The organism is Streptomyces sp. NPDC001137 (assembly GCF_040298885.1).
Classification (GTDB): domain Bacteria; phylum Actinomycetota; class Actinomycetes; order Streptomycetales; family Streptomycetaceae; genus Streptomyces.
The window spans coordinates 96,407-121,970 of sequence record NZ_JBEPBA010000023.1 but is presented as its reverse complement, the minus strand read 5'-3'; the positions used below and the strand labels follow the sequence as shown (position 1 = coordinate 121,970).

The window sequence follows — 25,564 nt, the reverse complement described above, 5'->3', positions numbered from 1 at the left end:
CGCTCACTCGGACTGTCGACTCCTTCGTCCTGGCCGAGGGTAGTGTGATTCCGCCCACATCGGATATCCACCGAAGGTCGGGGACGGTCTCCACCGCAGGTCGGGTCCCTGATTCCGATGTAAGGGACACGCTCCACCCGTGGGAGGAGCTCTTGTCGTGCTAGCACTTTGGCGCTAGCTTCGAAGTATGGCGAAGACCCAGCTGAACGTGAGAGTGGACGAGGGCACGGCCCGTGCCGCCCGCGAGCGCGCTCTGGCCCGCGGCATGAGCGTCAACCGCTACATCGAGGAACTCGTGAAACAGGACACCGGGGAGGTCGGCCAGACATTCGTCGAGGCCGCCGCCGACTTCATGAAGCAGTACGAGGCGGTCTTCGCCGAGGAGTTCGCCGGCGAGGACGACAGCACGCGCGAAGGCAGCCGCTGAGACCTTGAGCAACCTCAGCATCGATCTCGCCTGGCTCCTCATGCTCGCCGAACAGAAGACACCCGGAGACCCCCAGGTCACCGACTGGGGTGCCCTCGTCGCGGCCGTCGCGCGCCACGAGGCCGAGATATTCGACGTCCCCGTCTACGACAACCCGCACGCACGCGCGGCGGCTCTGCTCCAACTCCTCATCCACGTCCCCGCACTGGAGCGCTCGAACGCCCTCTTCGCCTCGGCCGTCGCGTATGCCTACCTCGTAGCCAGCGGCCTCAGGGTCACCACTTCGCCGGTGCAGGTGCGCGATCTGGCCCGCCTGGTCAAGAAGGGCAGCGCCACGGTGTACGACATCGCTGCGGAGCTGCGCGGCTGGACCATGTGAGCAGGGCGTTTCAGGTCTCCGTTCCTTCGGACTCCGGCCGCCACGCCGTGCCCAGCACGCAGTACGAGGTGGGCAGCCGCGGCCCCTTCTGAGGCATCAGCATCCGCCGGTAGGGGCCGAGCTCGAACCCGGCCTCGCGCAGCGCGGCGACCGGGTCGCGGGCCAGATGGCAGCCGCCGTTGAGGGGCGGCCACAGCGTGCGGTCCAGGGCCCGCTGGGCGAAGGTCATCGCCGGTCCGCCGCCGCGGCCGTGCTCGAAGAACCGCACCACGCCGCCGGGCCGCAGCACCCGCCGTATCTCCGCGAGCGCCCGCGGCAGGTCCCGCACACTGCACAGCACCAGCGAGATCACCACCGCGTCGAAGGCCTCGCTCTTGACGGGCAGTGCCTCCGCGGCCCCCGGGGCGACATCCACCGGCACCTCGCAGCGGCGGGCGGCGTCGAGGGCCAGCTGCCGCAGCCGGCGCTCCGGTTCGATCGCCACGACCTCCGAGACGGTCCTCGGATAGTGCGCGAAGTTCAGTCCATTGCCCGCGCCGATCTCGATCACCCGCCCGGACAGTCCGGACAGGAGCCGCTCGCGGACGCCGCCCATGCCCAGCCGGGTCTCGGCGGTCACGCTGATCCGGGCGTAGTAGCGGGCGAACAGCGGATGGTGCACGGGATCCCGCGCCACCTTGGTGACGCCCGGGGACCGTAGCGGCATGAGGACCTCCTCGACAGGACGGGCCTACCGCGATTCTCCCCCGTACGGGCCCCGCGCACCCCCGCCGGTTCAGGCCCGGCTCACGAGACGAAGCCACGCACCTGCTCGTACACGCCGTGGTCGTTGTTCATGTCGCTGTGCGAGATGCAGCCGGCGTCGACGTTGGTCGCGCCGTTCAGGAGCGCCGAGCTGTTCGGCACCACCGCGGCGTCGCAGTCCGACCAGTAGCTCGCATAGGACACGGCGCCCGGTGTCTCGTCGCCCGAATTGAGAGCCGTCAGGTACGAACTGCCGGTCTGCATCTCCTTGCAGGACGTGTACAGCCAGGCGCACCAGGAGGCGACGGACGTGCCGTGGTTCACCCCGGCGACCGAGACGAAGTCGTCGACGTACGACGTTCCGCCGAGGTTCTTCAGGTAGTAGCGGGAGCTGAGCACGCCCATCGAGTGGGCGACGATGTCGACCTTCGAGGCGCCGGTCCTCGCCAGCACGTTCTTGATCTCGGTGGCCAGCTGCTGCGCGGTGGTGGCGTTGGACTGTCCCCAGTCGTACGACCACGCGTACAGCTCGGAGGACGAGTAGCCGTCCGCCTCGAAGTCGGCGACCCAGTCGTTCCAGCTGCCGGCGTCGCTGCTCAGGCCGTGCACGAACACGATCGGGTCGTGGGTCGCCGCCCGAGCGGGGGCGGCGGACAGGGAGAGGGACAGCAGGAGCGATGCGACCACGGCCGGGAATGCCGTGGCGATACGACGCTTGTGGCGCTGCATGGTGCCTCCTGACGGGGTGGGGTCGCCAGGAGTGTCGGCTCGGGTCTACGCGCGGCGCATCGGCGAAATCGCCGGTCTTTACGGTTCAATTAACCCGCCAGTAACGTCAGTTGCGTGGTGACTCCGGTGAACCCCCCTCCTCTTGACCGCACTTCGCCACCGCAGCGCACGACGCCCGAGCTTCCCGAGGGCGTCCGCGTACGGCTCCTGCACGCCGTCTACGGTGATCCGCGCGCCGCCGCCGAATCCGTACCGTTGCTGACCGACCGGCAGTCGGCGGGCCTCGACCCGCTGCCGACGGAGCCGTCCGCACTCGCCCCCGGTCTGCTGCGAGCGCACCGCGCGGAGATCCGGGCCCTCCCGGACGACACCCGTCTGCTCCTGCTGCTCGCGGCCGCGGACCAGTACCCGGTCGCCACCCACGCCTTCCTGCGCGCCGTCGCGGCCGTCCGCCTGGACACCCGCCCGCTGGAAGCCGCCGAGGCGGCCGGGATCGCGCAGACGGGAGCGGGCGGCGTCGTCTTCCGGGACGCCTGGACGAGGATCGCGGCGTACGAGACGGGCTCCCCGGCGGACCGCCGCGACGTCCACCGCCTGCTCGCACGGGTCCTGCACGGCGCCGGAGAAACACCCCGCCGCTCCTGGCACCGCGGCGCGGGCGCCCTCGGCCCGAGCGCCAGGCTGGCGGCGGAACTGGGCGCCGCGGCGGAGCAGGCCCGCACCGTCGGCCAACTCACCCTGACCCGCGCCTTGTTGGAAAGCGCCGCCACCCTGTGCCCCACGCCGTCCGAACAGTCCCGCCTCCGTGCCCGCGCCGCCACGGCCGCCTGGCACTCGGGCGACGCGGACCGTGCCCGCCGGCTCGCGGCCCACGCGAGACCCGACGACGGGCTGACGGGCCTGTTCGCACTCCGAGCCGGCAACGCCACCGAGGCCTTCGACTCGCTGCTGACGGCGGCCGTTCGGGAGGCCGGGGCCTCGCCCGGCCGGGCAGCACACGCCGTCCCCTCCCGGGCCACCTCCGCCTCCCACCTCCTCGCCCGCGCCACCGAAGCCGCCGTCTACACCGGTGACCTGCGCCGTTGCCGGGAGGCTGCCGTGGTGGCCGGGCGGCTGGGGATCGGGATGCCCGGCACCCTGGGTGGACTCGTCGCCGCCTTCGAGGGGCGGTACGAGGATGCAAGAGGGCTGCTGGAGGCGGCGGCCGGGCGGTGCGGGCCGGGAGGCGACCCCACCATGCTGGTGCACGCCGGTATCGCCGCGCTGATGCTCGGCGACCACACCCGGGCCGCCACCGCCACCGTCCGGGCGGCCGCCTCGGCCCGTGCGCGGGGTGCCGCCGCCACCGTGGCACAGGCGCTGGAGTTCCGTGCCTACGCCGACTTCTGGACCGGGCGCCCGCAGGCCGGCGCAGCCACCGCCACGGACGCCCTGCGGCAGGCGTACGCCACCGGGCAGGACAACGGCGCCTGCCATCTCCAGGCCGCCCTCGCCATGTTCGCGGCGGTCACCGGCGACTCGTCCACCTGCCGCGAACGCGCCGCAGCCGCACGGTCCTACGCCCTCGCCCGAGGCCTCGGCCTGCCCGCCGCGCTCGCCCAGTGGGCGCTCGCCTTCCTCGACCTCGCCGAGGGCCGCTACTCCGACGCCGCGGCCCGGCTGCGCGCCCTCGCCGGCTTCGGCCCCGGCCACGGCCACCGCGCCATCCGCCACCTCGCCACCCCGCACTACGTCGAGGCCGCCGTACGCACCGGTGACACCCGCGTCGCCCGGGCCGCGCATGCCGACTACGACCGCTGGGCGCGTGCCGTGCGCAGCAGCGACGACCTGGCGCTCAGCGCCCGCTGCCGCGCCCTGCTCGCGCCCGGCGCCGAGGCCGTCGAGCACTACCGCACGGCGCTCGACCTGCACGCGCAAGGCGACCGCGACTTCGAACGCGCCCGCACGGAACTGCTGTTCGGCAGCGCCCTGCGCCGGCTGCGCCACCGTGCGGAGGCTCGCGACCGGCTGTACAGCGCGGCGGAGGCGTTCGAGTACTTCGGCGCCCCGCACTGCGCGACGCAGGCCCGCGCCGAACTGCGCGCGCTGGGCGCCCCCGCCGCCCCCGCGCGCGGCCGCACCGACGACCCGGTCACACGCCTGACGGCCCAGCAGCTGCTGATCGCCCGCATGGCCGCCGACGGCGCCACCAACCGGGAGATCGCCACCCGCCTCGCCCTCAGCCCCCGCACGATCGACCACCATCTGCGGGGCGTGTTCAGCCGGTTGGGCATCCGCTCCCGGATCGACCTGGTCCGGCTGCTCGGCGACGGCGGGCGCACTCCATGACCCGGGCGGAGCACTCCGGAGGGTGCCGAAGCGGCTCACCTGAATGGCTGACATGCCGTCAATTGTCATGATTTCAATACAGGCTGTAGCTATGTCCGCGCAATACGCTGCCCTTCGCGAGCGTGTGGACACGCCGCGTCACGACGGTTCACTCGAGGAACGACGAAGGGCGTCGACATGACAGACCCAGGCCGCTCAGTGCGGCGTCCATCCCGGATCGTTCTGGGCTCGCTCGCCGCCGCGGCCGCACTGCTCGCGGCCGGCCTGCCGCAGTCGGCGCCTGCCGCCGCGGCGGCGCCTTCCACCCCCGCACTCACGGCTGCCGCCGCGGACGGCGGTAATCCGACGGACGACGTCAGCACGCTCTCCACCGGATGGCAGACGCCCTGGGAAATCAAGTTCATGCCGGACGGAGGCTCGGCGCTGGTGACCGAGCGGCTCACCTACCAGGTCTACCGCCTCGACCGGGACGGGCGTAAGACACTGGTCGGCGAAGTGCCGAACACCGTCCCCGAACCCTATGACGACGGCCCCGGCGGCCTGTTGGGCGTCGCTCCGTCCCCGACCTGGAACGGCACGACCGACAAGCAGGTGTTCTTCGTGCACACCACGAGGACCCGGACCGAGGTCGTCAGAATGGACTACGACGGCAGGTCGCTCTCGAACTACAAGGTGGTGCTCGGCGGAATCAAGAGGGTCGGCAACCACAACGGCGGCCAGATCGCCTTCGGCCCCGACGGCTACCTCTACGTCTCCACCGGCGACGCCTACCAGCCGAAGCTGGCGCAGGACAAGAAGTCGCTCAACGGCAAGATCCTCCGTATCACCAGGACCGGCGCCGCAGCCCCCGGAAACCCGTTCGGCACCCGCGTCTACAGCTACGGCCACCGCAACCCGGAGGGCCTGGCCTGGGACCGCAACGGCCGCCTGTGGGAGACGGAGGTCGGCGACCAGACCTGGGACGAGATCAACCTGATCAAACCGGGCGCCAACTACGGCTTTCCCGCCTGCGAGGGCGGCTGCGACGTCAAGGGCATGACCACTCCCAGGGTCGTGTTCCACCCGGAGTGGGGCGTGCCCGCCCAACTCGTCATCGTGGACAACGTCATCTATGTGACGTCGCTGCGCGGCAAGCGGCTGTGGCGCATCCCGATCGACGGGGACAGCGAGTTCACCGGCACGCCGGTCGACTTCTACCCCGGCCGGTTCGGTCGTCTGCGCGCCATTGCCAAGGTGCCCGGCGCGGACGAACTGTGGGTGGGCACCAGCGACCTCGGATACGGCAAGGACAAGATCCTCCGCGTCTCCCTCAAGTGACCCTCCCTGCACACCCAGAAACCCCACCGGAGAGGACGTATCACCCATGAACGAAGCCACGGAGCAGCTCAAGCCGGTCGAGCGCATCGCCTCGCAGGACACGGCCGGGGCCACCTGGCAGACGCCCGCCTACGAGGTCGTCGACACCGCGCTCGAGGTCACCGCCTACTCCCTCAGCTCCCGCTAGCCGACGCCATGCTGCTGCTGGTACTCGGCACTGCCGCCGGCGGCGGCATCCCCCAGTGGAACTGCGCGTGCTCCGGATGCTCCGGGGCACGCGCCCACCCGGGCCGGCGCCGCCGTCATGCCTCCCTCGCCGTACGGACCGACGACGGCCGCTGGTACCTCGTCAACGCGACACCCGACATCGGGGACCAGATCGAAGCCCGGCCCGAACTCCACCCGGGACCCGGCCCCCGGCAGACTCCGATCGCCGGACTGGTCCTCACCGACGCCGAACTCGACCACACGCTGGGCATCGCCCGGCTGCGCGAGGCGGACGCCCTCCAGGTGATCTCCACGGCCCCGGTCCGGCGAGCGCTCCTGGACCGTCTGCACCTCGGCGACGTACTCGCGCCGTACACCTCCATCACCTGGCGGGAACTGCCGCCGCGCGGCGCCGAACCCCTGGAGCGCGGCGCGTCGGGCCTGCAGATCAGCGGCATCCCGGTGTCGGGCAAGCGCCCGCGGTACGCCGCCGATGCCCCGGACGACGACGCATGGGTGGTGGCGCTGCGCCTGTACGACCCGGCCTCCGGCGCCACCGCGCTCTACGCACCCGCCCTGGCCGCCTGGCCGGACCGCTTCCAGCAGGCCGCCGCCGAGGCCGACTGCGTCATCGTGGACGGCACCTTCTGGGACGACGAGGAGCCCCGCCGCACGAGCATCTCCGAACGCACCGCCACCGGCATGGGCCACCTGCCCATCGAGGGACCGGGCGGAACCGCCGAACGCCTGGCCCGCCTCTCCGCCCGCTGCCTCTACACCCACCTCAACAACACCAACCCCCTCGTCGACCCGGCCGCGCCCCAGCACAAGCGGCTCGCACGGCTGGGCCTCGAGGTGGCGTACGACGGGATGGTGATCGACCTATGAGCACGACAGCACTGAATACGACCGCACTGAATACGACCGCCCTGAACACGGCGCCCGACCCGCTCGCCGAACCCTGGCGCCCCGCGGAGTTCGAGGCCCGACTGCGCGCGGTGGGGGAGGAGCGCTATCACGACAGCCACCCCTTCAACCTCCGTATGCACAGCGGCGATCTCAGCCAGGACGAGCTGCGCCGCTGGATCGTCAACCGCTTCCACTACCAGCGCCACATCCCCGTCAAGGACGCCCTGATCACGGCCAAGCTGGACACCCCCGTGCTGCGCCGGATGTGGCTGCGCCGCATCCAGGACCACGACGGGCAGCAGGACCGCGAGGGCGGCCTCGACCGTTGGCTGCGGCTCGGCGAGGCGGCCGGCCTGCCCCGTGAGACGCTGCTCGCCGGCGACGGCGTGCTGCCGGGCGTACGCCTGGCGGTCGACGGATACGTCAACTTCTGCCGGTTGCGCACGCCCCTCGAAGCCGTCGCCGCGTCGCTGACGGAACTGTCCGCCCCGGATCTGATGCGCACCCGCATCGAGGCCTTCCAGCGCCACTACCGGTGGATCGAACCCCAGGGCCTCGCCTACTTCCGCACCCGGGTCTCCCAGGGCCGGCGCGACAGCCGCGAGGCACTCGACCTGGTCCTCGGCTGGGCCCGCACCCGTGACGAGCAGGAACGGGCCCTGGCGGCGCTGCGCTTCAAGTGCGACGTCCTGTGGTCGCTGCTCGACGCCGTGGACCTGGCGGGACGCCGGGAGCAGGGGTGAGTACGACGTCGGTGACCGACTGGCGGCCCGTGCCGGCACCCGCCGTCCTGCTGCGGCACGACCACACCCGGGACACGGATCTGCTGCTCCTTCCCGAACGTGTCGTCGTGCTGCGGGGCGGGGCCGGCGCGGTCGTCGCCCTGTGCGACGGCTCCCGCAGCGTGCGCGACATCGTCGACGAACTGTCCGAACGCTTCCCCGGCGCCCCCGTCGCCACCGACGTCCCTCCCTTCCTCGAACGGCTGCACAAGCAGGGCTGGCTGCGATGACCCTCACCGATCCGACCGCCCCCGCCCCTCGGGCGCCCGTGCCGGCCCGGCCCTGGGCGCTGCTGGCCGAACTCACCCACGCCTGCCCGCTGCACTGCGGGTACTGCTCCAACCCGCTGGAGCTGACGCGGCGTTCACGCGAGCTGACCGGCGGGCAGTGGGCGGACGTGATGCGCCAGGCGGGCGGGTTCGGCGTGGTGCAGACCCATCTCTCGGGCGGTGAACCGCTGCTGCGCCGGGACCTGGAGCAGATCGTCGCCGCGGCCGAGGCCGCCGGGATCTACACCCAGCTGGTCACCAGCGGTGTGGGCCTGGACCGGGAGCGGCTCGGCGCGCTCACCGCCGCCGGGCTGCGCAGCGTCCAGCTGTCCGTCCAGCATGCCGACCCGCGTGCCTCGGACCGGATCGCCGGACGCCGTTCCTTCGGCGACAAGGAACGCGCGGCCGCACTCGTACGGGACGCGGGCCTCCCGCTGGGCCTCAACGTCGTCCTGCACCACGGGAACCTCGACGCCGTCGACGCCGTCGTCGAACTGGGCCTGTCCTGGGGTGTGGACCGCATCGAACTGGCCAACGCGCAGTTCTACGGCTGGGGGCTGCTCAACCGCGCGGCCCTGCTCGCCACGCGCGAGCAGCTCGCCCGGGCACGGGACGCCGTCGAGCGGTGGCGGGAGCGGCTCACTCCGGACGGCCCCGAGCTGGTCTGGGTCGTCCCCGACTACTTCGACGGTGTGGCCAAGCCGTGCATGGGCGGCTGGGGCGCGGTCTCGCTCACCGTCACCCCGGACGGTACCGTCCTGCCCTGCCCGGCCGCGGCCTCGCTGCCGGACCTGGACCCGCCGAACATCCGGGACCATCCGCTGGCCTGGATCTGGGACCATTCCCCGGCCTTCAGCCGCTACCGGGGCACCGACTGGATGGCCGACCCGTGTCGCAGCTGTTCCCGCCGAGAGGAGGACCACGGCGGCTGCCGCTGCCAGGCGTACGCCCTCACGGGCGACGCAGCCCGCACGGACCCCGCCTGCCGGCTCTCGCCGGACCACGCACTGATCCGCGCTCTCGCCGACGACCGCACGGACGGCCGACCGGCGATCAGACGTCGGGTACCGGCCCGGCCCGGGGCAAGAACGTGATCTCGCCCCCGCCGCCCCTTCCCGTCCCGTACCTGGGGGCTGCCGCCCCCAGACCCCCGCTTTCGGCCTGAACGGCCTCGTCCTCAAACGCCGGACGGGCTGAGATGGCTGAGCCAAATCCAGCCCCTCCGGCGTTTGAGGAGCGGGGGGCCGGGGGCTGGCCCCCGGGTCGGGACGGGAAGGGGCGGCGGGGGCGAAAAACGCCTACGGTGCCTGCCGTCCCCGGAACGCCTCCGCGTCCCAGACCCCGTCCAGCCGCGCCGCGAGCCAACTCGGCGCGTTCGCGCGGAACTCGGCGGGCCTCAGCGAGCCCGCTCCGGCCGGCACCGCCCCCAGCAGCGGCGCGCCCGCCACCTCCGGCAGGTCCGCCACGTTGCAGCGGGAGGCGAGGTCGGGGGACCCGGGCCAGCTGCCGATCACGATTCCGGCCAGGTCGAGCCGACGCGACCGGAGTTCACGGGCCGTCAACTCCGTCGTGTTCAGCGTGCCCAGCCCGGCCGACGCCACCACCAGCACCGGCGCCTTCAGCAGTTCCGCCGCGTCCGCCAGCGTCCCGCCCTCCTGGTCGAAGCGGACGAGCAGCCCGCCCGCCCCCTCCACCAGCACCAGGTCGTGCTCGGCGGCCAGCTTGGCGGCGGCCTCCGCGACGTCCCGCGGGCGCACCGGGGTCATCCCGGCCCGCCGGGCCGCCGTCCCCGGCGCCAACGGCTCGGGATAGCGGGCGATTTCGGCCGCCGTCACGCCACCCGCCAGCCGGGCGACCTCGGCGGCGTCCCCGGGCTCGTCCGGCCCCACGCCCGTCTGCGCGGCCTTCAGCACGGCCACCGACCGGCCGGCCGCCAGCGCGCAGGCGGCGACCGCGGCGGTCGTGACCGTCTTGCCGACCTCCGTACCGGTACCCGTGATCACCAGGATCGTCATGCCGTTCTCATCCCTCCCGCGCCGCCGCGCACACCGCGCGCGCGATCCGTGCCACGTCGGCGTCCCCGGTGACGTACGGCGGCATCGTGTAGATCAGATCGCGGAACGGCCGCAGCCACACGCCCTCGCGCACGGCCGCGTCCGTCGCCGCCTTCATGTCGACGGAGTGGTCCAGCTGCACGACCCCGATGGCTCCGAGGACCCGTACGTCCTGCACGCCCGGGAGGTCGAGCGCCGCTGCCAGCCCGTCCCGCAGTCCCGTCTCGATCCGCTTGACCTCGCCGAGCCAGTCCTGGCCGAGCAGCAGCTCGATCGAGGCGCAGGCGACGGAAGCGGCCAGGGGGTTGCCCATGAAGGTCGGGCCGTGGGCCAGGACGGGCACCTCGCCCTGCGAGATGCCGTCGGCCACACGGGATGTGCACAGCGTCGCGGCCATCGTCATATAGCCGCCGGTCAGCGCCTTGCCCACACACATCACGTCGGGCGTCACGGCGGCGTGGTCGGCGGCGAACAGGGCGCCGGTGCGGCCGAACCCGGTCGCGATCTCGTCGAAGACCAGCAGCACGTCATGCGCGTCGCACGCCTCCCGCAGCACCCGCAGATACGCGGGGGAGTGGAAGCGCATCCCGCCCGCGCCCTGCACCACCGGCTCGACGATCACGGCGGCCAGTTCACCGGCGTGCCGCTCGATCGCCGAGCGCAGCTGCTCCGCGTACGACTCCTCGTACTCGGCCGGGGGCGCGTCCACGAACACCTGGCGCGGCAGTACACCGCTCCACAGCTCGTGCATCCCGCCCTCGGGGTCGCACACCGACATGGGCTGCCAGGTGTCGCCGTGATAGCCGCCGCGCCAGGTCAGCAGCCGCTGTTTGCCGGGGCGGCCCAGTGAACGCCAGTACTGCAGGCACATCTTGGCCGCGACCTCGACCGACACCGACCCGGAGTCGGCGAGGAAGACATGCTCCAGACCGTCGGGCGACATGTCGACAAGCTGCTTGGCGAGCCGGACGGCGGGCTCGTGGGTGAGCCCGCCGAACATCACATGGCTCATCCGGCCGAGCTGCTCGCGCGCCGCCTCGTTGAGCACCGGGTGGTTGTAGCCGTGGATGGCCGACCACCAGGACGACATGCCGTCGACCAGCTCGCCCGAGCCGTCCGCGAGCCGCAGCCGCACCCCGCTCGCCGACTCGACGACGAGCGGTTCGACGCGGCCGGGCATGGGCCCGTACGGATGCCAGACGTGCCGCCGGTCGAGCTCCAGCAGCTCGGAGACGGGCAGGTCAGGCATTGGGCGCGAGATCCGTTCCGACACCGCGGTGGCGCATGGCGACCAGGTCGGTGCGCGGTTCGGCGGAGGGCGCCGGGGCCGCCGTACCGCAGACACCGCCGTCCGCGTGCGATCCGCACCCGCCGTCCTGGTGGGAGCCGCAGCCGGTCCCGGCGTGCGAACCGCAGCCCCCGCCCGCGGCGGCCCGGTGCTCGGGCAGGGTCACCTCGCCGGCGCCCTCCACCTCGAAGCCGGCGTCCGCGATCATCTCCAGGTCGGCCTTGCCGGCCTGGCCCTCGCTGGTGAGGTAGTCGCCGAGGAAGATCGAGTTGGCCAGGTTCAGGGCCAGGGGCTGCATGGTCCGCAGATGGACCTCGCGGCCGCCGGCGATGCGCACCTCGACGTCCGGGCACACGAACCGCACCATCGCCAGGATCCGCAGACAGCGCTGCGGGGTGAGGTGCCACTCCTTGGCGAGCGGGGTGCCCTCCATCGGGATCAGGAAGTTCACCGGCACCGAGTCCGGGTCCAGCTCGCGCAGCGAGAAGACCACGTCCACCAGGTCCTCGTCGCTCTCGCCCATACCCGCGATCAGACCGGAGCAGGCGGACAGACCGGCCGCGTGCGCCTTGTTCACGGTGTCCACCCGGTCGGCGTACGTGTGCGTGGTCGTGATGTCCCCGTACGTCGCCTCGGACGTGTTCAGGTTGTGGTTGTAGGCGTCCGCGCCCGCCTCGCGCAGCCGCTCGGCCTGGCCGTCGGAGAGCAGACCCAGACAGGCGCACACCTCGACGCCCTCGTTCTGCTCCTTGATCGCCTTGATGGTGCCGGCGACCCGGTCCACGTCCCGGTCGGTCGGCCCGCGCCCGGACGCCACCAGGCACACCCGCTTGGCGCCACCCGCCAGACCGGCCGCCGCGGCCTGCGAGGCCTCGTCCGGCTTGATCCAGGTGTACTTCAGGATGTCGGCCTTGGAACCGAGCCGCTGGGAGCAGTAAGAGCAGTCCTCCGGACACAGTCCGGACTTCAAGTTGACGAGGTAGTTGAGTTTCACCCGTCGGCCGAACCAGTGCCGGCGCACCTTTCCGGCCGCGGCCACCACATCGAGCACGTCGTCGTCGGAAGTGGCGAGGACGGCCAGAGCTTCCTCGCGGGTCGGCAGCTCGCGCCGAAGCCCCTTGTCCACCAGCGTGTTCAGCAGGTCCATGAGAGCCGATCCTGTCCTACGGAAGCGCTCCCGGCCAAGGAGAGATTGAACAAGAGGGACACTTCGTCGTGTGTGTATTGCCACACCATGGGGTGCGGCCCGTCCGGCTAGTGTCTGTCCACTGCCTACAAAAGCCCCGGAGGAGCCATGGCGTTCGGCTGGATCGACGAACAGGCGCGGCTGCGCCGCCGCGCCGGACTCGTACGGACCCTGCGCCCGCGCCCGGCCGACTCCCCGCTGCTGGACCTCGCGAGCAACGACTACCTGGGCCTGACCCACCATCCGGCCATTGCCGAGGGTGCGGCGGAGGCCGCGCGGACCTGGGGCGGCGGCTCGACCGGTTCGCGACTGGTCACCGGTACGACGCAGCTCCACACCGAGCTGGAGCACGAGCTCGCCGACTTCTGCGGTTTCGAGGCGGCTCTCGTCTTCTCCTCCGGCTACGCGGCCAACCTCGCCGCGGTCACCGCGCTGGCCCCGCACGGCTCGCTGATCGTCTCCGACGCGGGCAACCACGCCTCCCTCATCGACGGCTGCCGGCTGGCCCGGGGCACCACCCAGGTCGTCGGGCACGCCGACCCGGAGGCGGTGCGCAAGGCGCTCCAGACCCACGAGGACGGCGCGGCCACCGCGGTGGTCGTCTCCGACACGGTCTTCTCGGTCGACGGCGACGCCGCCCCGCTGGCCGAGCTGGCCGCCGCCTGCCGGGAGCGCGGCGCGGGACTGCTGGTCGACGACGCGCACGGCCTAGGCGTCCTCGGTGACGGCGGCCGCGGCGCCCCGCACGCGGCGGGCCTGGCGGGCGCCGACGACGTGGTCGTGACCGCCACGCTGTCCAAGTCGCTCGGCAGCCAGGGCGGAGTCGTCCTCGGCCCCGCCCGGGTCATCGACCACCTCGTCAACGCGGCCCGCACCTTCATCTTCGACACGGGCCTCGCGCCCGCCGCGGCGGGCGCGGCTCTGGCGGCACTGCGACTGCTGCGCCGCGAACCGGAGCGTGCGGCACGCGCGCGTGCCGTCGCCGGCGAACTGCACGCACGCCTGACCGCCGCGGGTCACGAGGCGGTACGACCGGACGCCGCGGTGGTCTCCGTGCGCGCTCCGTCCCCGGAGGGGGCCGTGCAATGGGCCGCCGACTGCCGTACGGCAGGGCTCGCCGTGGGCTGCTTCCGTCCTCCTTCCGTGCCCGACGGCATCTCAAGGCTGAGGCTGACCGCCCGCGCGGACCTCTCCGAGGCGCAGATCGAACGCGCTGTACGTGTGATCGGCGAGACGCGACCATGAGTCGGCGTGACACGGCCGTGTGCCGCACGATGCGGAACTGATCGGAACTGGCCAGGGCCGATCGGGACTGATCAGGACTTGTATGCGGCCGTGAAGTCCGTCCAGCTCTCGGGGGAGAGGAGCAGGGCGGGCCCGGCCGGGTCCTTGGAGTCGCGCACGGCGAGCAGTCCGGCCCACGGGCCGGAGTGCGGCCGTGCCGTCTCCACGCAGTTGTTCGCACCCGTGCTGTAGCTGCTGCGCAGCCACCGCACGCCGTGCAGATCGGTACTGGAGGGTACGTTCCGAGGCAGTGCTGACATGGTGCCTCCTTACGCGCCGTCACCTATCCCGGCGATGTAATCCAACGAGTCCTCGGGCGAAAGGGCGTGGCTCTGAAGGGCGTTGAAGGCCTCGGTATAGGCCCGGAGGTCTTCTTTCCGTTCGAGGTAGAGGCTACTCGTCAAGTGGTCGAGAACAACCACGTCCAGATCGGAAGTGCTCGAAAATGAGAAGATTACGAAAGGTCCGGTGACGCCGACATGCGCTCCGGCAGCGAACGGCAGTACCTGAAGCCGCACTTGAGGTAGACGCGCCGCCTCCAGGAGCCGTTCGAGCTGCTGGTCCATGACCTCGGGGCCGCCGATCTCCCGGCGCAGCACCGCCTCGTCCAGTACCGCGCTCAGCTCCAGCGGCGGATCCGAACGCAGTACGTCCTGCCTGGCCAGCCGTACCTCGACCAGGGCGTCGAGCCGTTCGTCGTCCAGTCCGCCGACGGCTGCCCGGGTCACCGCGCGCGCATACGCGGGCGTCTGCAGAAGGCCGGGCACCACGGACGTCTCCAGCGTGCTCATCGAGCTCGCCTGGGACTCCAGACTGATGAAATCGCGGTAGGTCGGGGGCAGTACCCCGCGATAGGCGTGCCACCAGTGATGCCGGCCGCCTCCTTCGTCGGATCCTGCCAACACCAGCAGCAATTCACGGAGTTGGGCGTCCGCCACGGCGTAGGCGTCCAGGAGTAACCGCACATCGGCCGGTTTCACCCCGCTGGCGCCGGTCTCGATCCGGCTCACCTTCGACTGGTGCCAGCCCACGAGCCGGGCGGCCTCACCACTGGTGAGCCCCGCGCTCGTGCGTAACGCACGCAGTTCGGCGCCCAGTTTCCGGCGGCGCACCGCGGGACCGTGTTGCATGCGCTTCTCCTTACTCCTTCCGTGCCACCCAAATACGGTCTCTCGTCGCAGAGTTCACCGCTTTGGGGGACAGATATATGCATATCTTGGTGGATCGCCACCCGTGACGGGCGCGGTAATGGCAGTCTGGCGACGAAGCACCAGTCCGGGACCGTACTCGAACCATCCGCTCCGTGTCGGACTCCGGTCCCGTGGGAAAGGGACGACCGCGCCATGGCAGACCATTTGGAAGCATCCGTCACTCTGCCGAGCGATCCCGCCTCGGTCTCCGCGGCCCGCGGCTTCGTGGTCACCACGCTGGCCGAGTGGGGACTGCCGGCGGACACGGAGGCCGCCGAGACCATCCGCCTCATCGTCTCCGAACTCGCCACCAACTCGGTACAGCACACCTTCGGTCAGTCGCCCACCTTCACGGTGGACATCGAACTCCACCGGGACGAGCAGCTCCGCATCGGTGTCACCGACAGTCACCCCCGCTTCCCCAAGCGGCTGCCCGCCGCCGTGCAGCAGGACAACGGCCGCGGCATGGTGATCATCCGCTGGCTCGCTGCCGAATGCGGTGGCCGACTGCATGTCCGCCCCACCCGCGAGGGCGGCAAGACGGTCACCATCGAACTCCCGTGGACGGTACCGGCCCAGCCCGTGACGGCGGCGGGGCAGCAGGAGCCGTAGTCGCTCAACCGAGCCGCGCCCGGCTGAACGCCCCGCGCACAGCGCCCGGAAGGCGTCCGCGGCCGGTGCCACCTCGTCGGGGCGGTGGGCGACCGAGACCGTACGGCGCAACTCGCCCCCTTCCAGCAGGTGCATCCCTCCACGTCGGGATGTGCCCGGCGGAACGCGCTGAGCACCGGCGGCAGCAGCTGGATCCCCGCCGTCAGGAACGTCCCCAGCAGGCGCGTGCCGCCCGAGAGCCCGGTCAGCTGCGCCAGTTCGTGCCGCGCCCGCTCCCATTCGTCCAGCACCCGGCGCCCGGGCAACGAGCAGCTCTCCCGCACCCGTCAGGCGCGCCCTGCGGTGATGCCGCACGAGCAGCGCTGTGCCGGCCTCCCGCTCCAGCTTCGCCGGCTGCTGGGAGGGCGCGGGCGCCGTACAGCCGAGTCGCTCGGCGGCGCGGGTGATCGAGCCCGCCTCCGCCACGGCACCCTCGTCTCCCGCCGGGCCGGTGTCGCCTGCGCACTCGGTGTCGGGGGCGGGCCGCTTCTGCAGACGGCGCTTGCGGTGGCCGGCGTCGCCGCGGTCCTGGCCGCCGTTCCGGCGCTCTTCCGGGCACTTCGGCTGCTCGGCGGCGGCTACGGTGCTGTACGTGGGCCTGAGGACGCTGCGGGGGCTGCGCCGGTCCCGTACGGGGAGCGTCGAGGTGCCGGTGTCCGCCGCGCGTAGGGGTTCATGACCAATGCCCCGAACCCCAAGGCGCCGATCACCTTCCTGAGTCTGCTGCCGCGGTTCGTGCCCGCGGGCGGTGCGGCGCTGCCCCGGACGCTGCTGCTTGCTGCCGGCGGCTCTGGGGGCGGTGCTTCTCCTCGAAGCGCCGCCGGGCCTTTGATGTCGCGTCATGCCCCGCGGGGGCGACGGCACGTCAGGTTGCCGTCGCCCCCGCGGGAGAGTCAGCTGACCCGGCCGTACCAGACGCTGGAGGTCCAGATCTTCTGCAGCTTCACGACGTCCCCGGACTTCGGGGCGTGCCAGATCTTCCCCTTCCCGGCGTAGATGCCCACGTGGTAGACGTTGGAGCCCGAGTGGAAGAACACAAGGTCTCCGGCCTTCCGGCTCTTCGCGGAGATGTGCCGGGTCTTGTTGTATTGCTGGGCCGCCGTACGGGGCAGTTTCTTGCCCGCCTTCTTGAACGAGTACAGCGTGAGCCCTGAGCAGTCGAACCGGCGTGGTCCGCTGGCGCCCCACTTGTACGGGGAACCCTTTTTGGAAGCCGCGATCTGAAGTGCCTTCGTCGCCATGGTGGCTGCCGAGGCGTCGGAGGCGACGCCCGGGACCACGATGGAGCCGCCCACTGCGGCGATGGTGAGGGCCGAGGCCGTACCGGCCCGGACCATCAGCGACGGGACACGATTGAGCGCAGTCATGCGCAACCCTTCGTCAGCCGCCTGTGAAGGATGACCTGTCGGATTCGGGCTGGCGAAGTTGCCCGGCCGCTGACGCGGCTTCACCCCAAGGGCTGCTCGACCCGGTCATGGCGTGACCGTTCCGGCGACCCGTCTTGCTTGGGTCCTCCACTCCTGCCGATCCACTCCTGTCGACCGGTCATCCGGGCGGCGGCAGGACTCGGCGTCCGCCCGGATCGCCCCGCCGCTGCGGCGGGGGCTTGTCGTCAGACAGGGATCTTCACCCATACAAGTCCGAAAATCCCAATGGAACCGGGAGTTTGTGTCGTTACTCACCACTCACCCGTTCGGGTGGACACCCCTGCGTTCGAGGGGGCGTTGAGGCCCCCGAGGAGGCCCGGACCAGCACCGGAGCACCAGATTCCGGCCTTGCGGCAGGCGCGTTGCGCAACCCTGACGGTCGCGAAAAAGGAGCCGCGACTACGCCGAATGGGGGTACCTCGTTTGGTCCGTTTGACCTCCGGTCCGGACGCTTCGCCGACAAGCGGAAGGCCCGGACCGGTCATACGTGCGTCAACTGTGGGGCGGTGGCGGCACCGTGACCCGGGCGGTGCGCCGCTCCCCGTCGAGCACCCGCAGGGCGCGCCCCAGCGTCGGGGCGTGCAGTTCGGTCTCGCCCCGCTGGTGCATCAGCGCCAGGGCGTCGCGCAGCTGGGCCGCCTTGCTCACCAGCGCCTGCGCGGCCCGCAGCCCGCGATACGTGTCGCCGTGCTGCGCGGGGTTGATGCGGCCGAGCAGGTCGACCACGTCGAGGTAACGGTCGATCAACTCACCCTCGGCGTGCGTGAGGGCGGGCAACGGCGGGAGTTCGGGTGGGAGCACCGGCCGCTCACCGCCCGGTGGGCGGGGCGAGGGTGGACTTGCGGCTGGGGATGATCCGGTCCACCAGGCCGTATTCCACGGCTTCCTGGGCGTTCAGGATCTTGTCCCGCTCGATGTCCGCGGCGACTTGCTCCGGGCTGCGTCCCGTGTGCCGTACGAGCATCTCCTCCAGCCGGGCCCGCATCCGGCCCAACTCCTCGGCCTGGATGGCCAGATCGCTGGTCTGTCCCTCGATGGGTTCGGCCAGGAGCGGCTGATGGATCACCACGCGTGCCCCCGGCAGCGCGAACCGCTTGCCCGGCGTGCCCGCCCCCAGCAGCACCGCGGCGGACGAGCCGGCCTGCCCGAGGCAGATCGTCTCCACGTCGCAGCCGACGTACTGCATCGTGTCGTAGATCGCCGACGTGGCGGTGAACGAGCCGCCGGGGGAGTTGATGTAGAGCGAGATGTCCCGGTCCGGGGCCTGGTACTCGAGGTGCATGAACTGGGCCATCACATCGTTCGCCGAGGTGTCGTCGATCGGCGTCCCGAGAAAGACGATCCGCTCCTCCAGGAGCTTGGAGTACGGATCCATCGTCTTGGTGCCGGAGCTCGTGCGCTCGGTGAACTCGGGCAGGACGTAACGGGCGGACGGTCGGGTCATCGGTACCCCTCCTTCTGCGTCTGTAAAAAATGTACAGGACGTACATGACGTTATGATGGGGGTATGGCCTACGAGATTCCGGTGACGCAAGCCAGGGCTGAGCTCGCCGATCTGATCAACCGGGTGGTGTACGGGGGCGAGCGCGTCGTCGTGACACGGCACGGAAAGCCCCTCGTCGCCCTGGTCTCCGCCGCTGACCTGGAACTGCTGGAGGAACCGCAGGATCTCCCGGAGCCCGCCGAGGAGCAGGTGATCAGCTCGGTGTCGACCGTCCGCGAGGTGGCGTCCGCTCCCCGCGAACAACAGCGCTTCGGCATCGCGGCTCACCATCGCGGCACCGGCGCCTCGTAGGAAACGCGAAGACCGTGCACCCTCGTCCGCTACGGCGGGGGTGCACGGTCGGTCCGGTGCGACGGAGGGTCAGCCGACAGGGGCGAGGTTCCGCTCGGCGGCGGGCTCGGCGGCCTTGGCCCGCGTCCTGACCGCCTGGCCGAGCAGTACGGCGCCCAGGCCCACCAGGGCCCACCAGGTGAGGGTCAGAGCCGGGCCGGTCGCCGCCGCGCCGTCGAAGAACGACACCGAGCGGAGCAGGGTCGTCCCCGCGCCCGGCGGCAGCCACTGGCCGATCGTGCCGACCGGCTCGGGCAGCATCCGCGGGGCCGAGGAGGCGCCGGAGAAGGGGTTGCCGAACAGCATCACGGTGCCCGCGGCGACCCCGATGCCGGCCCGGCCGAACAGGGCGCCGAGCCCGGCGACCGCGGCGCTCACGGCCAGAGTCGCCAGCCCCAGTACGCCGGCCTCGGTCCACCAGTCGCCGCTGAGCACCCCCAGCCAGCTGTGTGCGATGCCGGCCGCCGCCGCGCCGACCAGGACGGCGGCCCCGATCAGCGCGGCCACGGCGCGCAGACCCCGCAGCCCCGCCATGGTCACCCCCGAGCCGGCTGCGATCCCGGCCAGGGCAAGCGGCAGCACGCTGGCGCTGAGGGCGGCGCCGCGTGGGTCGTTCTCCGGTGCGGCCACGACGTCGACCGTCCTGACCTGCGTGCCGTCGGCGGATCCCGGCCGGGCCACCGCCTGCTGCAGCATCTGCGCCACGACGGGGCTCGCGGCTGACGCGGTCAGCAGCTCGGGGCCCTGGGCGGTGACGACGACCGCGCCGTATACGGTCCGGTCCTCGATGGCGTCGCGAGCGGCGGCCTCGTCGGCGTAGCGGTGGATCTCGAACGCGCCCTTGTGCTGCGCCAATTGCTTCTCCACCTGGACGGTCGCCGCGGCGGGCCCGGCCACGCCGAGCGGCAGGTCGCGGGGAGCGGTGCGCGCGGCGGGCCAGGCGAAGGCCCACAGCGCCAGGGCGGCGAGCAGCGGTACGAGGACGGCGACCGCGATCAGGCGGCGGGTCTGTGTCCTTGCGGGGGTGGCGGACGTGGCGGACATGGCTTCCTCTCCGGACGGAGTTAAAAAGAAGGATCGTTCGTTTTAGGTGTGCCACCACCGTCCTGCCGTCCGGGGTTACTTGTCAAGAAGGAACGTTCGTTTTACTTTGGGGGCATGGCCCGTGTATCCCAGGAACACCTCGACGCCCGCCGCCGGCAGATCCTCGACGGCGCCGCGCTGTGCTTCGCACGCAACGGCTTCCACGCCACGTCCATGCAGGACGTGCTGAAGGAGGTCGACCTCTCCGCGGGGGCCGTCTACCGCTACTTCAGCGGCAAGGAGGAGCTGATCGCCGCGATCGTCGCGGAAGTGCTCGGCCAGGTCCACAAGGCCTTCGAGGAGGAGGCCCGCAACAGCCCGCCCCCGCTTCCGGACCTCCTGGTGTCGTCGGTGCTCGGCCGCGTGCTCGCGGCCAAGGAGTCGCTGACCGTGGACGGGCGGCCCGCCTTTCCGGGGCTGGTGATCCAGGTGTGGGCGGAGACCCTCCGCAACGAGGAGCTCGCGGCCCTGCTGCGCGAGGGCTACGGCGCGGTGCGGGAGACCTGGGGGCGCATCGCGCAGGCGTACCAGGAAGCCGGGATGATGCGGTCGGACGTGGACCCGGACGACGTGGCCCGCACGATGATGGCGGCCGTCATGGGCTTCCTCGCCCAGCAGGCCCTGTTCGGGCCCGCTTCCGGTGACATCCTGCGCGATGGTCTACGGGCGTTGATGAGCGTGGCAGGATCACAGCTCGGTTAACTTGCTTGAAACTCGGTCCAACTAGCCTGCCGATCCACGCCACCAGGGACTTTGCCCCGTGGCTGCGGCAACCGGACCCCGCACGGTCCGGGCGAGGACTGTGAGGTGGGACGTGCAACTGACCCCGCACGAGCAAGAGAGGCTGCTCATCCATGTGGCGGCCGACGTCGCCGAGAAGCGCCGGGCCCGCGGGCTGAGGCTCAACCACCCCGAGGCGGTCGCCCTCATCACGTCGCACATCCTCGAAGGCGCCCGTGACGGCCGCACCGTCGCCGACCTCATGGCCTCCGGGCGCAAGCTCCTGACCCGGGACGACGTCATGGAGGGCATCCCCGAGATGATCCACGACGTCCAGGTCGAGGCGACCTTCCCGGACGGCACCAAGCTCGTCACCGTCCACGACCCGATCGTCTAGGGGGCCTCGATGATTCCCGGCGAGATCCTGTTCGCGGACGAGCCCGTTGTGTACAACGAGGGCCGCGAGGTCACCCGGCTGACCGTCCTCAACGCCGCCGACCGGCCCGTCCAGGTCGGCTCCCACTACCACTTCGCAGAGGCCAACCCCGGCCTGGACTTCGACCGCGCCGCCGCCCGCGGCAAGCGGCTCAACATCGCCGCGGGTACGGCCGTGCGCTTCGAGCCCGGGATCCCCGTGGACGTCGAACTCGTCCCGCTGGCCGGCGCCCGTGTGGTGCCCGGGCTGCGCGGGGAGACCGGAGGTGCCCTCGATGCCTGAGATCTCGCGTGCCGCGTACGCCGACCTGTTCGGCCCCACCACCGGTGACCGCATCCGGCTCGCCGACACCGATCTGATCGTCGAGATCGAGGAGGATCGTTCCGGCGGACCCGGACTCGCCGGCGACGAGGCCGTGTTCGGCGGTGGCAAGGTCATCCGTGAATCCATGGGCCAGTCCCGTGCCACGCGCGCGGAGGGCACCCCGGACACCGTCATCACGGGTGCGGTGATCATCGATCACTGGGGGATCGTCAAGGCCGACGTCGGCATCCGCGACGGCCGGATCACCGGGATAGGCAAGGCCGGCAACCCCGACACCATGGACGGGGTCCATCCCGACCTGGTCATCGGCCCCGAGACCGAGGTCATCGCGGGCAACGGGCGGATCCTGACCGCCGGCGCCATCGACGCGCACGTCCACTTCATCTGTCCGCAGATCGCCGACGAGGCGCTGTCCGCCGGTATCACCACGCTGGTGGGCGGCGGCACCGGACCGGCCGAGGGCTCCAAGGCCACCACGGTCACGCCCGGTCCCTGGCATCTCGCCCGGATGCTGGAGGCGATGGAGCAGTACCCGCTCAACATCGGCTTCCTCGGCAAGGGCAACACCGTCTCGCACGAGGCGATGCTGTCGCAGATCCGCGGCGGCGCACTGGGCCTCAAACTGCACGAGGACTGGGGCTCGACGCCCGCCGTCATCGACGCCTCGCTGACCGTGGCGGACCAGACGGGCATCCAGGTCGCCATTCACACCGACACCCTGAACGAGGCCGGGTTCGTGGGCGACACCCTCGCCGCGATCGGTGGGCGCGGTATCCACGCGTACCACACCGAGGGCGCGGGCGGCGGGCACGCGCCGGACATCATGACCGTCGTCTCCGAGCCGCATGTGCTGCCGAGTTCGACCAACCCGACGCGGCCGTTCACCGTGAACACCGCCGAGGAACACCTCGACATGCTGATGGTGTGCCACCACCTCAACCCGGCGGTGCCGGAGGACCTGGCGTTCGCCGAGTCGCGGATCCGGCCGTCCACCATCGGCGCGGAGGACATCCTGCACGACCTCGGCGCCATCTCCATCATCTCCTCCGACGCCCAGGCCATGGGACGCGTCGGCGAGGTCGTCATGCGGACCTGGCAGACGGCGCACGTGATGAAGCGGCGGCGGGGGGCGCTGCCGGGTGACGGACGCGCGGACAACCGGCGGGTGCGGCGGTACGTGGCCAAGTACACGATCAATCCGGCGCTCGCGCAGGGTCTTGCCCGGGAGGTCGGGTCGGTGGAGACCGGCAAGCTGGCCGACCTGGTGCTGTGGGAGCCCGCGTTCTTCGGGGTCAAGCCGCAGCTGGTCGTCAAGGGCGGGCAGATCGCCTACGCGCAGATGGGCGACGCCAACGCGTCCATCCCGACCCCGCAGCCGATCCTGCCGCGGCCGATGTACGGGGCGATCGGGCGGGCGCCCGCCTCGAACTCCTTCAACTTCGTGGCGCCGCTCGCCATCGAGGACGGGCTGCCGGAGCGGCTCTCGCTCGGGAAGCGGTTCGTCGCGATCGAGTCGACGCGTGGGGTCACCAAGGCCGACATGCGGGAGAACGACGCGCGGCCCCGGGTGCAGGTCGATCCCGACAGTTTCGCCGTGCACATCGACGGGGAGCTCGTGGAGGCGACGCCGGCCGCCGAACTGCCCATGGCCCAGCGGTACTTCCTCTTCTGATGTCCAGGGCAGCTCTTCTCGTTCTGGCCGACGGGCGCTTTCCCGCCGGAGGGCATGCGCACTCCGGCGGGGCCGAGGCGGCCGTGAAGGCCGGGCGGATCAGTGGGGCCGCGAGCCTGGAGTCCTTCTGCCGGGGGCGGTTGCACACGGCGGGCCTGGTCGCGGCCTCGCTGGCGGCCGCCGCCGTGCTCGGCGTGGACCCTGTGGCGTTGGACGCGGCCGCGGATGCGCGGACGCCGTCGCCCGCGTTGCGGGTTGCCGGGCGGAAGCTGGGGCGGCAGTTGATGCGGGCCGCTCGGGCCGCCTGGCCCTCGGGTGAACTCGACGCACTGGCACGGGAGTTCCCCAAGGGGGCGCATCAGCCGGTGGTGCTCGGGGTGGCCGCTCGGGCGGCGGGCTTGGATGCCGTGGATGCGGCCTACTGTGCGGCGTACGAGAGCGTCAGTGGGCCGGCCGGTGCGACGGTGCGGTTGTTGAGTCTTGATCCGTTCGATGCGACGGGGGTGCTGGCTCGGCTGGCGCCGGAGGTCGATCGTGTTGCGGATCGGGCGGTGGAGGCGGCGCGGGCGGTTGTCGACGACGGGGTCGATGCGTTGCCTGCGGCTTCCGCGCCGTTGCTGGAGATTTCCGCGGAGGTGCATGCCGCCTGGGCTGTGCGGCTGTTCGCCTCGTAGGGCCCGCGGCGGAGCCGCTGATGGATGCCGCGCCCCCGCCGCCCCTTCCCGTTCCCGACCCTGGGGGCTTTGCCGCCAGACCCCCGTATCGGCCTGAACGGCCTCGTCCTCAAACGCCGGACGGGCTGAGAGTGCCTGACCGGCGCTGAGATCGCACCGCAGAAAACCAGGTAGACAGACAGTAGGAGCCGCCATATGCACCTCGACCACATCCACGACGGCCCCGGCGTCGTCAGCGCCGACGCCCGTCGTCCCGACGGCTCGCGGCGGGCCCTGCGGATCGGGCTCGGCGGGCCTGTCGGGTCGGGCAAGACCGCCACCGTGGCGGCGTTGTGCCGGGCCTTGCGCGACGAGCTGTCCCTCGCCGTCGTGACCAATGACATCTACACCCGCGAGGACGCCGAGTTTCTGCTCCGGGAAGCCGTGTTGCCTCCCGAGCGGATCACCGCCGTGGAGACGGGGGCGTGTCCGCACACCGCGATCCGGGACGACATCTCCGCCAACCTGGAGGCGGTGGAGGACCTGGAGGACGAGGTCGGGCCGCTGGATCTGATCCTGGTCGAGTCCGGTGGGGACAATCTCACCGCGACCTTCTCCAAGGGGCTCGTCGACGCCCAGATCTTTGTCATCGACGTAGCCGGCGGTGACGACATTCCCCGGAAGGGTGGGCCGGGGGTGACCACGGCCGATCTGCTCGTCGTGAACAAGACCGACCTCGCGCCGTACGTCGGTTCCGACCTCCAGCGGATGGCCGCCGACGCCAAGGCGCAGCGGGCCGAACTGCCCGTCGTCTTCCAGTCGCTCAGGAGCGAGGCCGGGGTGACGGACGTCGCCGGGTGGGTGCGGGCGCAGCTCGCCGCGTGGACGGCGTGACCGTGAGCGGGGTGCGGGCCACCGCTCGGATCGTCGCCCGGGACGATGGGAGAGGCGGTACGGCCCTGCCTGTGCTTCAGGGGGAGGGACCGCTCGCGCTGCGGCGGACGCGGGGCGGCGGTGCCGAGGCGCGGGTGATGCTCGTCGGGGCGATGAGCGGGCCGCTCGGCGGGGACGAGTTCGCCGTCGAGGCCGAGGTGGGGAGCGGGGCACGGCTGCGGGTCGGGTCGGCCGCCGCCACCATCGCACTGCCCGGGCAGGCCAAGGGCGAGGCGCGCTACGACGTGCGGCTCGACGTCGCCGACGGCGGCGAACTGGAGTGGCTGCCCGAGCAGTTGATCTCCGCGCACGGAAGTGACCTGCATGTCAGGACGCGGGTCGAGCTCGGCGGTGCCGCCCGGCTCGTGCTGCGCGAGGAACAGGTGCTCGGGCGGGTCGGCGAGCAACCCGGGCGGCTGAACAGTCGTCTTACGGTGTGCGTCGAGGGGCGGGTGATCCTCGACCAGGAGCTGGCCTGCGGGCCCGGAGCGCCGGGCGGGTGGGACGGCCCGGCCGTGCTGGGCGGACACCGGGCCGTGGGGCAACTGGTCGTCGTACGGCCCCAGTTCGCGGCGGAGCCCCCGGCGGCCCGGGTGGTGGGGGAGGGGGCCGTGGTGATGCCGCTCGCCGGGCCCGCCGTGCTCGTCGGCGCCGTGGCGGCCGATGCCCTGCGGCTGCGGCGAGTGCTGGACGAGGCGCTGGCCGCCGTGGCGTGAGGTTCCGCTGAGCGGGACAGGG

At 71.7% G+C, this 25,564-nt stretch carries 30 protein-coding genes, 2 pseudogenes and 1 riboswitch; of the genes and pseudogenes, 20 read left to right on the top strand and 12 right to left on the bottom strand.

Annotation, left to right across the window (positions count from 1 at the left end; genetic code table 11):
* Nucleotides 1–187: 187 nt before the first annotated feature.
* Both ABT254_RS35275 and ABT254_RS35270 read left to right on the top strand, forming a co-directional pair.
* Nucleotides 188–427 carry a toxin-antitoxin system HicB family antitoxin gene (locus ABT254_RS35275; protein ID WP_351479459.1) on the top strand — a complete coding sequence of 80 codons (240 nt, stop codon included), beginning with the start codon at nt 188–190 and terminating at the stop codon, nt 425–427.
* A 4-nt stretch (nt 428–431) separates the two neighbouring features.
* Entirely contained in the window at nt 432–806 is a 375-nt protein-coding gene (locus ABT254_RS35270) for a fic family toxin-antitoxin system, toxin component (protein ID WP_351479457.1), read from the top strand.
* Nucleotides 807–816: 10 nt separating this feature from the next.
* Here the strand turns inward: ABT254_RS35270 and ABT254_RS35265 are convergent, their stop codons facing one another.
* Together ABT254_RS35265 and ABT254_RS35260 are read right to left on the bottom strand one after the other, a co-directional pair.
* On the bottom strand, nt 817–1,512 hold the full coding sequence (locus ABT254_RS35265; protein WP_351479454.1) for a class I SAM-dependent methyltransferase: 696 nt from the start codon (nt 1,510–1,512) through the stop codon (nt 817–819).
* Between the two features lie 80 nt (nt 1,513–1,592).
* Entirely contained in the window at nt 1,593–2,279 is a 687-nt protein-coding gene (locus tag ABT254_RS35260; protein WP_351479451.1) for an esterase/lipase family protein, read from the bottom strand.
* Nucleotides 2,280–2,393: 114 nt separating this feature from the next.
* On the opposite strand from ABT254_RS35260, the gene ABT254_RS35255 reads away from it, so the two are divergent.
* The 7 genes from ABT254_RS35255 (at nt 2,394) to pqqE (ending at nt 9,185) form a co-directional block, all read left to right on the top strand.
* Nucleotides 2,394–4,607: a helix-turn-helix transcriptional regulator gene (locus tag ABT254_RS35255; protein ID WP_351479449.1), complete on the top strand. Its 2,214-nt coding sequence runs from the start codon at nt 2,394–2,396 to the stop codon at nt 4,605–4,607.
* 177 nt (nt 4,608–4,784) lie between these two features.
* Nucleotides 4,785–5,924 (top strand): PQQ-dependent sugar dehydrogenase, encoded by a 1,140-nt coding sequence (locus ABT254_RS35250; RefSeq protein WP_351479446.1) that lies wholly within the window; start codon nt 4,785–4,787, stop codon nt 5,922–5,924.
* Between the two features lie 46 nt (nt 5,925–5,970).
* On the top strand, nt 5,971–6,111 hold the full coding sequence (pqqA, locus tag ABT254_RS35245) for a pyrroloquinoline quinone precursor peptide PqqA (protein ID WP_351479443.1): 141 nt from the start codon (nt 5,971–5,973) through the stop codon (nt 6,109–6,111).
* 8 nt (nt 6,112–6,119) lie between these two features.
* Complete coding sequence (gene pqqB, locus ABT254_RS35240; RefSeq protein WP_351479440.1) at nt 6,120–7,019, top strand: pyrroloquinoline quinone biosynthesis protein PqqB; 900 nt, start codon at nt 6,120–6,122, stop codon at nt 7,017–7,019.
* Entirely contained in the window at nt 7,016–7,783 is a 768-nt protein-coding gene (gene pqqC / locus ABT254_RS35235; RefSeq protein WP_351479437.1) for a pyrroloquinoline-quinone synthase PqqC, read from the top strand. The genes pqqB and pqqC overlap by 4 nt, the downstream gene beginning before the upstream one ends.
* Nucleotides 7,780–8,052, top strand: a complete 273-nt coding sequence (gene pqqD, locus ABT254_RS35230; RefSeq protein WP_351479434.1) for a pyrroloquinoline quinone biosynthesis peptide chaperone PqqD — start codon at nt 7,780–7,782, stop codon at nt 8,050–8,052. The genes pqqC and pqqD overlap by 4 nt, the downstream gene beginning before the upstream one ends.
* Nucleotides 8,049–9,185: a pyrroloquinoline quinone biosynthesis protein PqqE gene (gene pqqE, locus ABT254_RS35225; protein WP_351479431.1), complete on the top strand. Its 1,137-nt coding sequence runs from the start codon at nt 8,049–8,051 to the stop codon at nt 9,183–9,185. The genes pqqD and pqqE overlap by 4 nt, the downstream gene beginning before the upstream one ends.
* A 204-nt stretch (nt 9,186–9,389) precedes the next feature.
* Here the strand turns inward: pqqE and bioD are convergent, their stop codons facing one another.
* Genes bioD through bioB form a run of 3 tightly spaced genes read right to left on the bottom strand, consistent with a single transcriptional unit; the run spans nt 9,390 to nt 12,580 of the window.
* Nucleotides 9,390–10,106 carry a dethiobiotin synthase gene (gene bioD, locus ABT254_RS35220; protein WP_351479428.1) on the bottom strand — a complete coding sequence of 239 codons (717 nt, stop codon included), beginning with the start codon at nt 10,104–10,106 and terminating at the stop codon, nt 9,390–9,392.
* Nucleotides 10,107–10,113: 7 nt separating this feature from the next.
* Entirely contained in the window at nt 10,114–11,394 is a 1,281-nt protein-coding gene (locus ABT254_RS35215; RefSeq protein WP_351479425.1) for an adenosylmethionine--8-amino-7-oxononanoate transaminase, read from the bottom strand.
* Complete coding sequence (gene bioB / locus ABT254_RS35210; RefSeq protein WP_351479422.1) at nt 11,387–12,580, bottom strand: biotin synthase BioB; 1,194 nt, start codon at nt 12,578–12,580, stop codon at nt 11,387–11,389. Before bioB ends, ABT254_RS35215 begins: the two co-directional genes overlap by 8 nt.
* 147 nt (nt 12,581–12,727) lie before the next feature.
* Here bioB and ABT254_RS35205 point away from each other — a divergent pair, with 147 nt between their 5' ends.
* Nucleotides 12,728–13,864 (top strand): 8-amino-7-oxononanoate synthase, encoded by a 1,137-nt coding sequence (locus ABT254_RS35205; protein ID WP_351479419.1) that lies wholly within the window; start codon nt 12,728–12,730, stop codon nt 13,862–13,864.
* Nucleotides 13,865–13,935: 71 nt separating this feature from the next.
* Here the strand turns inward: ABT254_RS35205 and ABT254_RS35200 are convergent, their stop codons facing one another.
* Entirely contained in the window at nt 13,936–14,163 is a 228-nt protein-coding gene (locus ABT254_RS35200) for a DUF397 domain-containing protein (RefSeq protein ID WP_351479416.1), read from the bottom strand.
* Between the two features lie 9 nt (nt 14,164–14,172).
* Complete coding sequence (locus ABT254_RS35195; protein ID WP_351479413.1) at nt 14,173–15,033, bottom strand: helix-turn-helix domain-containing protein; 861 nt, start codon at nt 15,031–15,033, stop codon at nt 14,173–14,175.
* A 213-nt stretch (nt 15,034–15,246) separates the two neighbouring features.
* Between ABT254_RS35195 and ABT254_RS35190 the strand changes: the two genes are divergently transcribed.
* Nucleotides 15,247–15,705 carry an ATP-binding protein gene (locus ABT254_RS35190; protein ID WP_351479411.1) on the top strand — a complete coding sequence of 153 codons (459 nt, stop codon included), beginning with the start codon at nt 15,247–15,249 and terminating at the stop codon, nt 15,703–15,705.
* A 137-nt stretch (nt 15,706–15,842) separates the two neighbouring features.
* Here the strand turns inward: ABT254_RS35190 and ABT254_RS35185 are convergent.
* Nucleotides 15,843–16,170, bottom strand: a pseudogene (locus ABT254_RS35185) (LysR family transcriptional regulator); the annotation flags it as partial.
* 6 nt (nt 16,171–16,176) lie between these two features.
* Here ABT254_RS35185 and ABT254_RS46595 point away from each other — a divergent pair.
* Nucleotides 16,177–16,527, top strand: a pseudogene (locus ABT254_RS46595) (LysE family translocator); the annotation flags it as partial.
* Between the two features lie 110 nt (nt 16,528–16,637).
* Here ABT254_RS46595 and ABT254_RS35180 read toward each other — a convergent pair.
* From ABT254_RS35180 to ABT254_RS35170, 3 genes are all read right to left on the bottom strand, one after another.
* The gene (locus ABT254_RS35180; RefSeq protein ID WP_351479408.1) at nt 16,638–17,111 is read right to left on the bottom strand and encodes a C40 family peptidase; all 474 of its coding nucleotides are present in this window, start codon (nt 17,109–17,111) and stop codon (nt 16,638–16,640) included.
* Between the two features lie 3 nt (nt 17,112–17,114).
* Nucleotides 17,115–17,248: riboswitch (cyclic di-AMP (ydaO/yuaA leader) on the bottom strand.
* Between the two features lie 415 nt (nt 17,249–17,663).
* Nucleotides 17,664–17,972: a hypothetical protein gene (locus tag ABT254_RS35175; protein ID WP_351479405.1), complete on the bottom strand. Its 309-nt coding sequence runs from the start codon at nt 17,970–17,972 to the stop codon at nt 17,664–17,666.
* A 7-nt stretch (nt 17,973–17,979) separates the two neighbouring features.
* Nucleotides 17,980–18,615, bottom strand: coding sequence for an ATP-dependent Clp protease proteolytic subunit (locus tag ABT254_RS35170; protein ID WP_351479402.1), 636 nt, complete (start codon nt 18,613–18,615; stop codon nt 17,980–17,982).
* Between the two features lie 63 nt (nt 18,616–18,678).
* Between ABT254_RS35170 and ABT254_RS35165 the strand changes: the two genes are divergently transcribed.
* Nucleotides 18,679–18,966: a type II toxin-antitoxin system Phd/YefM family antitoxin gene (locus tag ABT254_RS35165; protein WP_351479399.1), complete on the top strand. Its 288-nt coding sequence runs from the start codon at nt 18,679–18,681 to the stop codon at nt 18,964–18,966.
* Nucleotides 18,967–19,035: 69 nt separating this feature from the next.
* Here ABT254_RS35165 and ABT254_RS35160 read toward each other — a convergent pair whose 3' ends face one another.
* Nucleotides 19,036–20,049: an ABC transporter permease gene (locus ABT254_RS35160; RefSeq protein ID WP_351479396.1), complete on the bottom strand. Its 1,014-nt coding sequence runs from the start codon at nt 20,047–20,049 to the stop codon at nt 19,036–19,038.
* 114 nt (nt 20,050–20,163) lie between these two features.
* Here ABT254_RS35160 and ABT254_RS35155 point away from each other — a divergent pair, with 114 nt between their 5' ends.
* The 7 genes from ABT254_RS35155 to ABT254_RS35125 all read left to right on the top strand — a co-directional run bounded on the left by ABT254_RS35155 (nt 20,164) and on the right by ABT254_RS35125 (nt 25,542).
* Nucleotides 20,164–20,790, top strand: coding sequence for a TetR/AcrR family transcriptional regulator (locus ABT254_RS35155; protein WP_351479393.1), 627 nt, complete (start codon nt 20,164–20,166; stop codon nt 20,788–20,790).
* 112 nt (nt 20,791–20,902) lie between these two features.
* Entirely contained in the window at nt 20,903–21,205 is a 303-nt protein-coding gene (locus ABT254_RS35150) for an urease subunit gamma (protein WP_351479390.1), read from the top strand.
* Nucleotides 21,206–21,214: 9 nt separating this feature from the next.
* Nucleotides 21,215–21,526 carry an urease subunit beta gene (locus ABT254_RS35145; protein ID WP_115914097.1) on the top strand — a complete coding sequence of 104 codons (312 nt, stop codon included), beginning with the start codon at nt 21,215–21,217 and terminating at the stop codon, nt 21,524–21,526.
* A complete protein-coding gene (locus ABT254_RS35140) occupies nt 21,519–23,240 on the top strand; it encodes an urease subunit alpha (protein ID WP_351479386.1) in 1,722 nt (573 codons plus the stop codon). Before ABT254_RS35145 ends, ABT254_RS35140 begins: the two co-directional genes overlap by 8 nt.
* Nucleotides 23,240–23,914, top strand: a complete 675-nt coding sequence (locus ABT254_RS35135) for an urease accessory protein UreF (RefSeq protein ID WP_351479384.1) — start codon at nt 23,240–23,242, stop codon at nt 23,912–23,914. Before ABT254_RS35140 ends, ABT254_RS35135 begins: the two co-directional genes overlap by 1 nt.
* Before the next feature lie 195 nt (nt 23,915–24,109).
* The gene (gene ureG, locus ABT254_RS35130) at nt 24,110–24,787 is read left to right on the top strand and encodes an urease accessory protein UreG (protein ID WP_351479381.1); all 678 of its coding nucleotides are present in this window, start codon (nt 24,110–24,112) and stop codon (nt 24,785–24,787) included.
* On the top strand, nt 24,775–25,542 hold the full coding sequence (locus ABT254_RS35125; RefSeq protein WP_351479379.1) for an urease accessory protein UreD: 768 nt from the start codon (nt 24,775–24,777) through the stop codon (nt 25,540–25,542). The genes ureG and ABT254_RS35125 overlap by 13 nt, the downstream gene beginning before the upstream one ends.
* The last annotated feature ends 22 nt before the right edge of the window (nt 25,543–25,564 follow it).

Excerpts from the sequence above, each read along its gene's own strand:
- ABT254_RS35135 (WP_351479384.1), top strand. The coding sequence starts at position 23,240 with ATGTCCAGGGCAGCTCTTCTCGTTCTGGCCGACGGGCGCTTTCCCGCC.
- ABT254_RS35160 (WP_351479396.1), bottom strand. The coding sequence starts at position 20,049 with ATGTCCGCCACGTCCGCCACCCCCGCAAGGACACAGACCCGCCGCCTG.
- pqqC (WP_351479437.1), top strand. The coding sequence starts at position 7,016 with ATGAGCACGACAGCACTGAATACGACCGCACTGAATACGACCGCCCTG.
- ureG (WP_351479381.1), top strand. The coding sequence starts at position 24,110 with ATGCACCTCGACCACATCCACGACGGCCCCGGCGTCGTCAGCGCCGAC.
- ABT254_RS35170 (WP_351479402.1), bottom strand. The coding sequence starts at position 18,615 with ATGACCCGACCGTCCGCCCGTTACGTCCTGCCCGAGTTCACCGAGCGC.
- ABT254_RS35190 (WP_351479411.1), top strand. The coding sequence starts at position 15,247 with ATGGCAGACCATTTGGAAGCATCCGTCACTCTGCCGAGCGATCCCGCC.
- ABT254_RS35265 (WP_351479454.1), bottom strand. The coding sequence starts at position 1,512 with ATGCCGCTACGGTCCCCGGGCGTCACCAAGGTGGCGCGGGATCCCGTG.
- ABT254_RS35260 (WP_351479451.1), bottom strand. The coding sequence starts at position 2,279 with ATGCAGCGCCACAAGCGTCGTATCGCCACGGCATTCCCGGCCGTGGTC.
- ABT254_RS35215 (WP_351479425.1), bottom strand. The coding sequence starts at position 11,394 with ATGCCTGACCTGCCCGTCTCCGAGCTGCTGGAGCTCGACCGGCGGCAC.
- bioD (WP_351479428.1), bottom strand. The coding sequence starts at position 10,106 with ATGACGATCCTGGTGATCACGGGTACCGGTACGGAGGTCGGCAAGACG.
- ABT254_RS35200 (WP_351479416.1), bottom strand. The coding sequence starts at position 14,163 with ATGTCAGCACTGCCTCGGAACGTACCCTCCAGTACCGATCTGCACGGC.
- pqqA (WP_351479443.1), top strand. The coding sequence starts at position 5,971 with ATGAACGAAGCCACGGAGCAGCTCAAGCCGGTCGAGCGCATCGCCTCG.
- ABT254_RS35145 (WP_115914097.1), top strand. The coding sequence starts at position 21,215 with ATGATTCCCGGCGAGATCCTGTTCGCGGACGAGCCCGTTGTGTACAAC.
- ABT254_RS35165 (WP_351479399.1), top strand. The coding sequence starts at position 18,679 with ATGGCCTACGAGATTCCGGTGACGCAAGCCAGGGCTGAGCTCGCCGAT.
- bioB (WP_351479422.1), bottom strand. The coding sequence starts at position 12,580 with ATGGACCTGCTGAACACGCTGGTGGACAAGGGGCTTCGGCGCGAGCTG.
- ABT254_RS35205 (WP_351479419.1), top strand. The coding sequence starts at position 12,728 with ATGGCGTTCGGCTGGATCGACGAACAGGCGCGGCTGCGCCGCCGCGCC.
- ABT254_RS35155 (WP_351479393.1), top strand. The coding sequence starts at position 20,164 with ATGGCCCGTGTATCCCAGGAACACCTCGACGCCCGCCGCCGGCAGATC.
- ABT254_RS35195 (WP_351479413.1), bottom strand. The coding sequence starts at position 15,033 with ATGCAACACGGTCCCGCGGTGCGCCGCCGGAAACTGGGCGCCGAACTG.
- pqqE (WP_351479431.1), top strand. The coding sequence starts at position 8,049 with ATGACCCTCACCGATCCGACCGCCCCCGCCCCTCGGGCGCCCGTGCCG.
- pqqB (WP_351479440.1), top strand. The coding sequence starts at position 6,120 with ATGCTGCTGCTGGTACTCGGCACTGCCGCCGGCGGCGGCATCCCCCAG.
- ABT254_RS35140 (WP_351479386.1), top strand. The coding sequence starts at position 21,519 with ATGCCTGAGATCTCGCGTGCCGCGTACGCCGACCTGTTCGGCCCCACC.
- ABT254_RS35275 (WP_351479459.1), top strand. The coding sequence starts at position 188 with ATGGCGAAGACCCAGCTGAACGTGAGAGTGGACGAGGGCACGGCCCGT.
- ABT254_RS35250 (WP_351479446.1), top strand. The coding sequence starts at position 4,785 with ATGACAGACCCAGGCCGCTCAGTGCGGCGTCCATCCCGGATCGTTCTG.
- ABT254_RS35180 (WP_351479408.1), bottom strand. The coding sequence starts at position 17,111 with ATGACTGCGCTCAATCGTGTCCCGTCGCTGATGGTCCGGGCCGGTACG.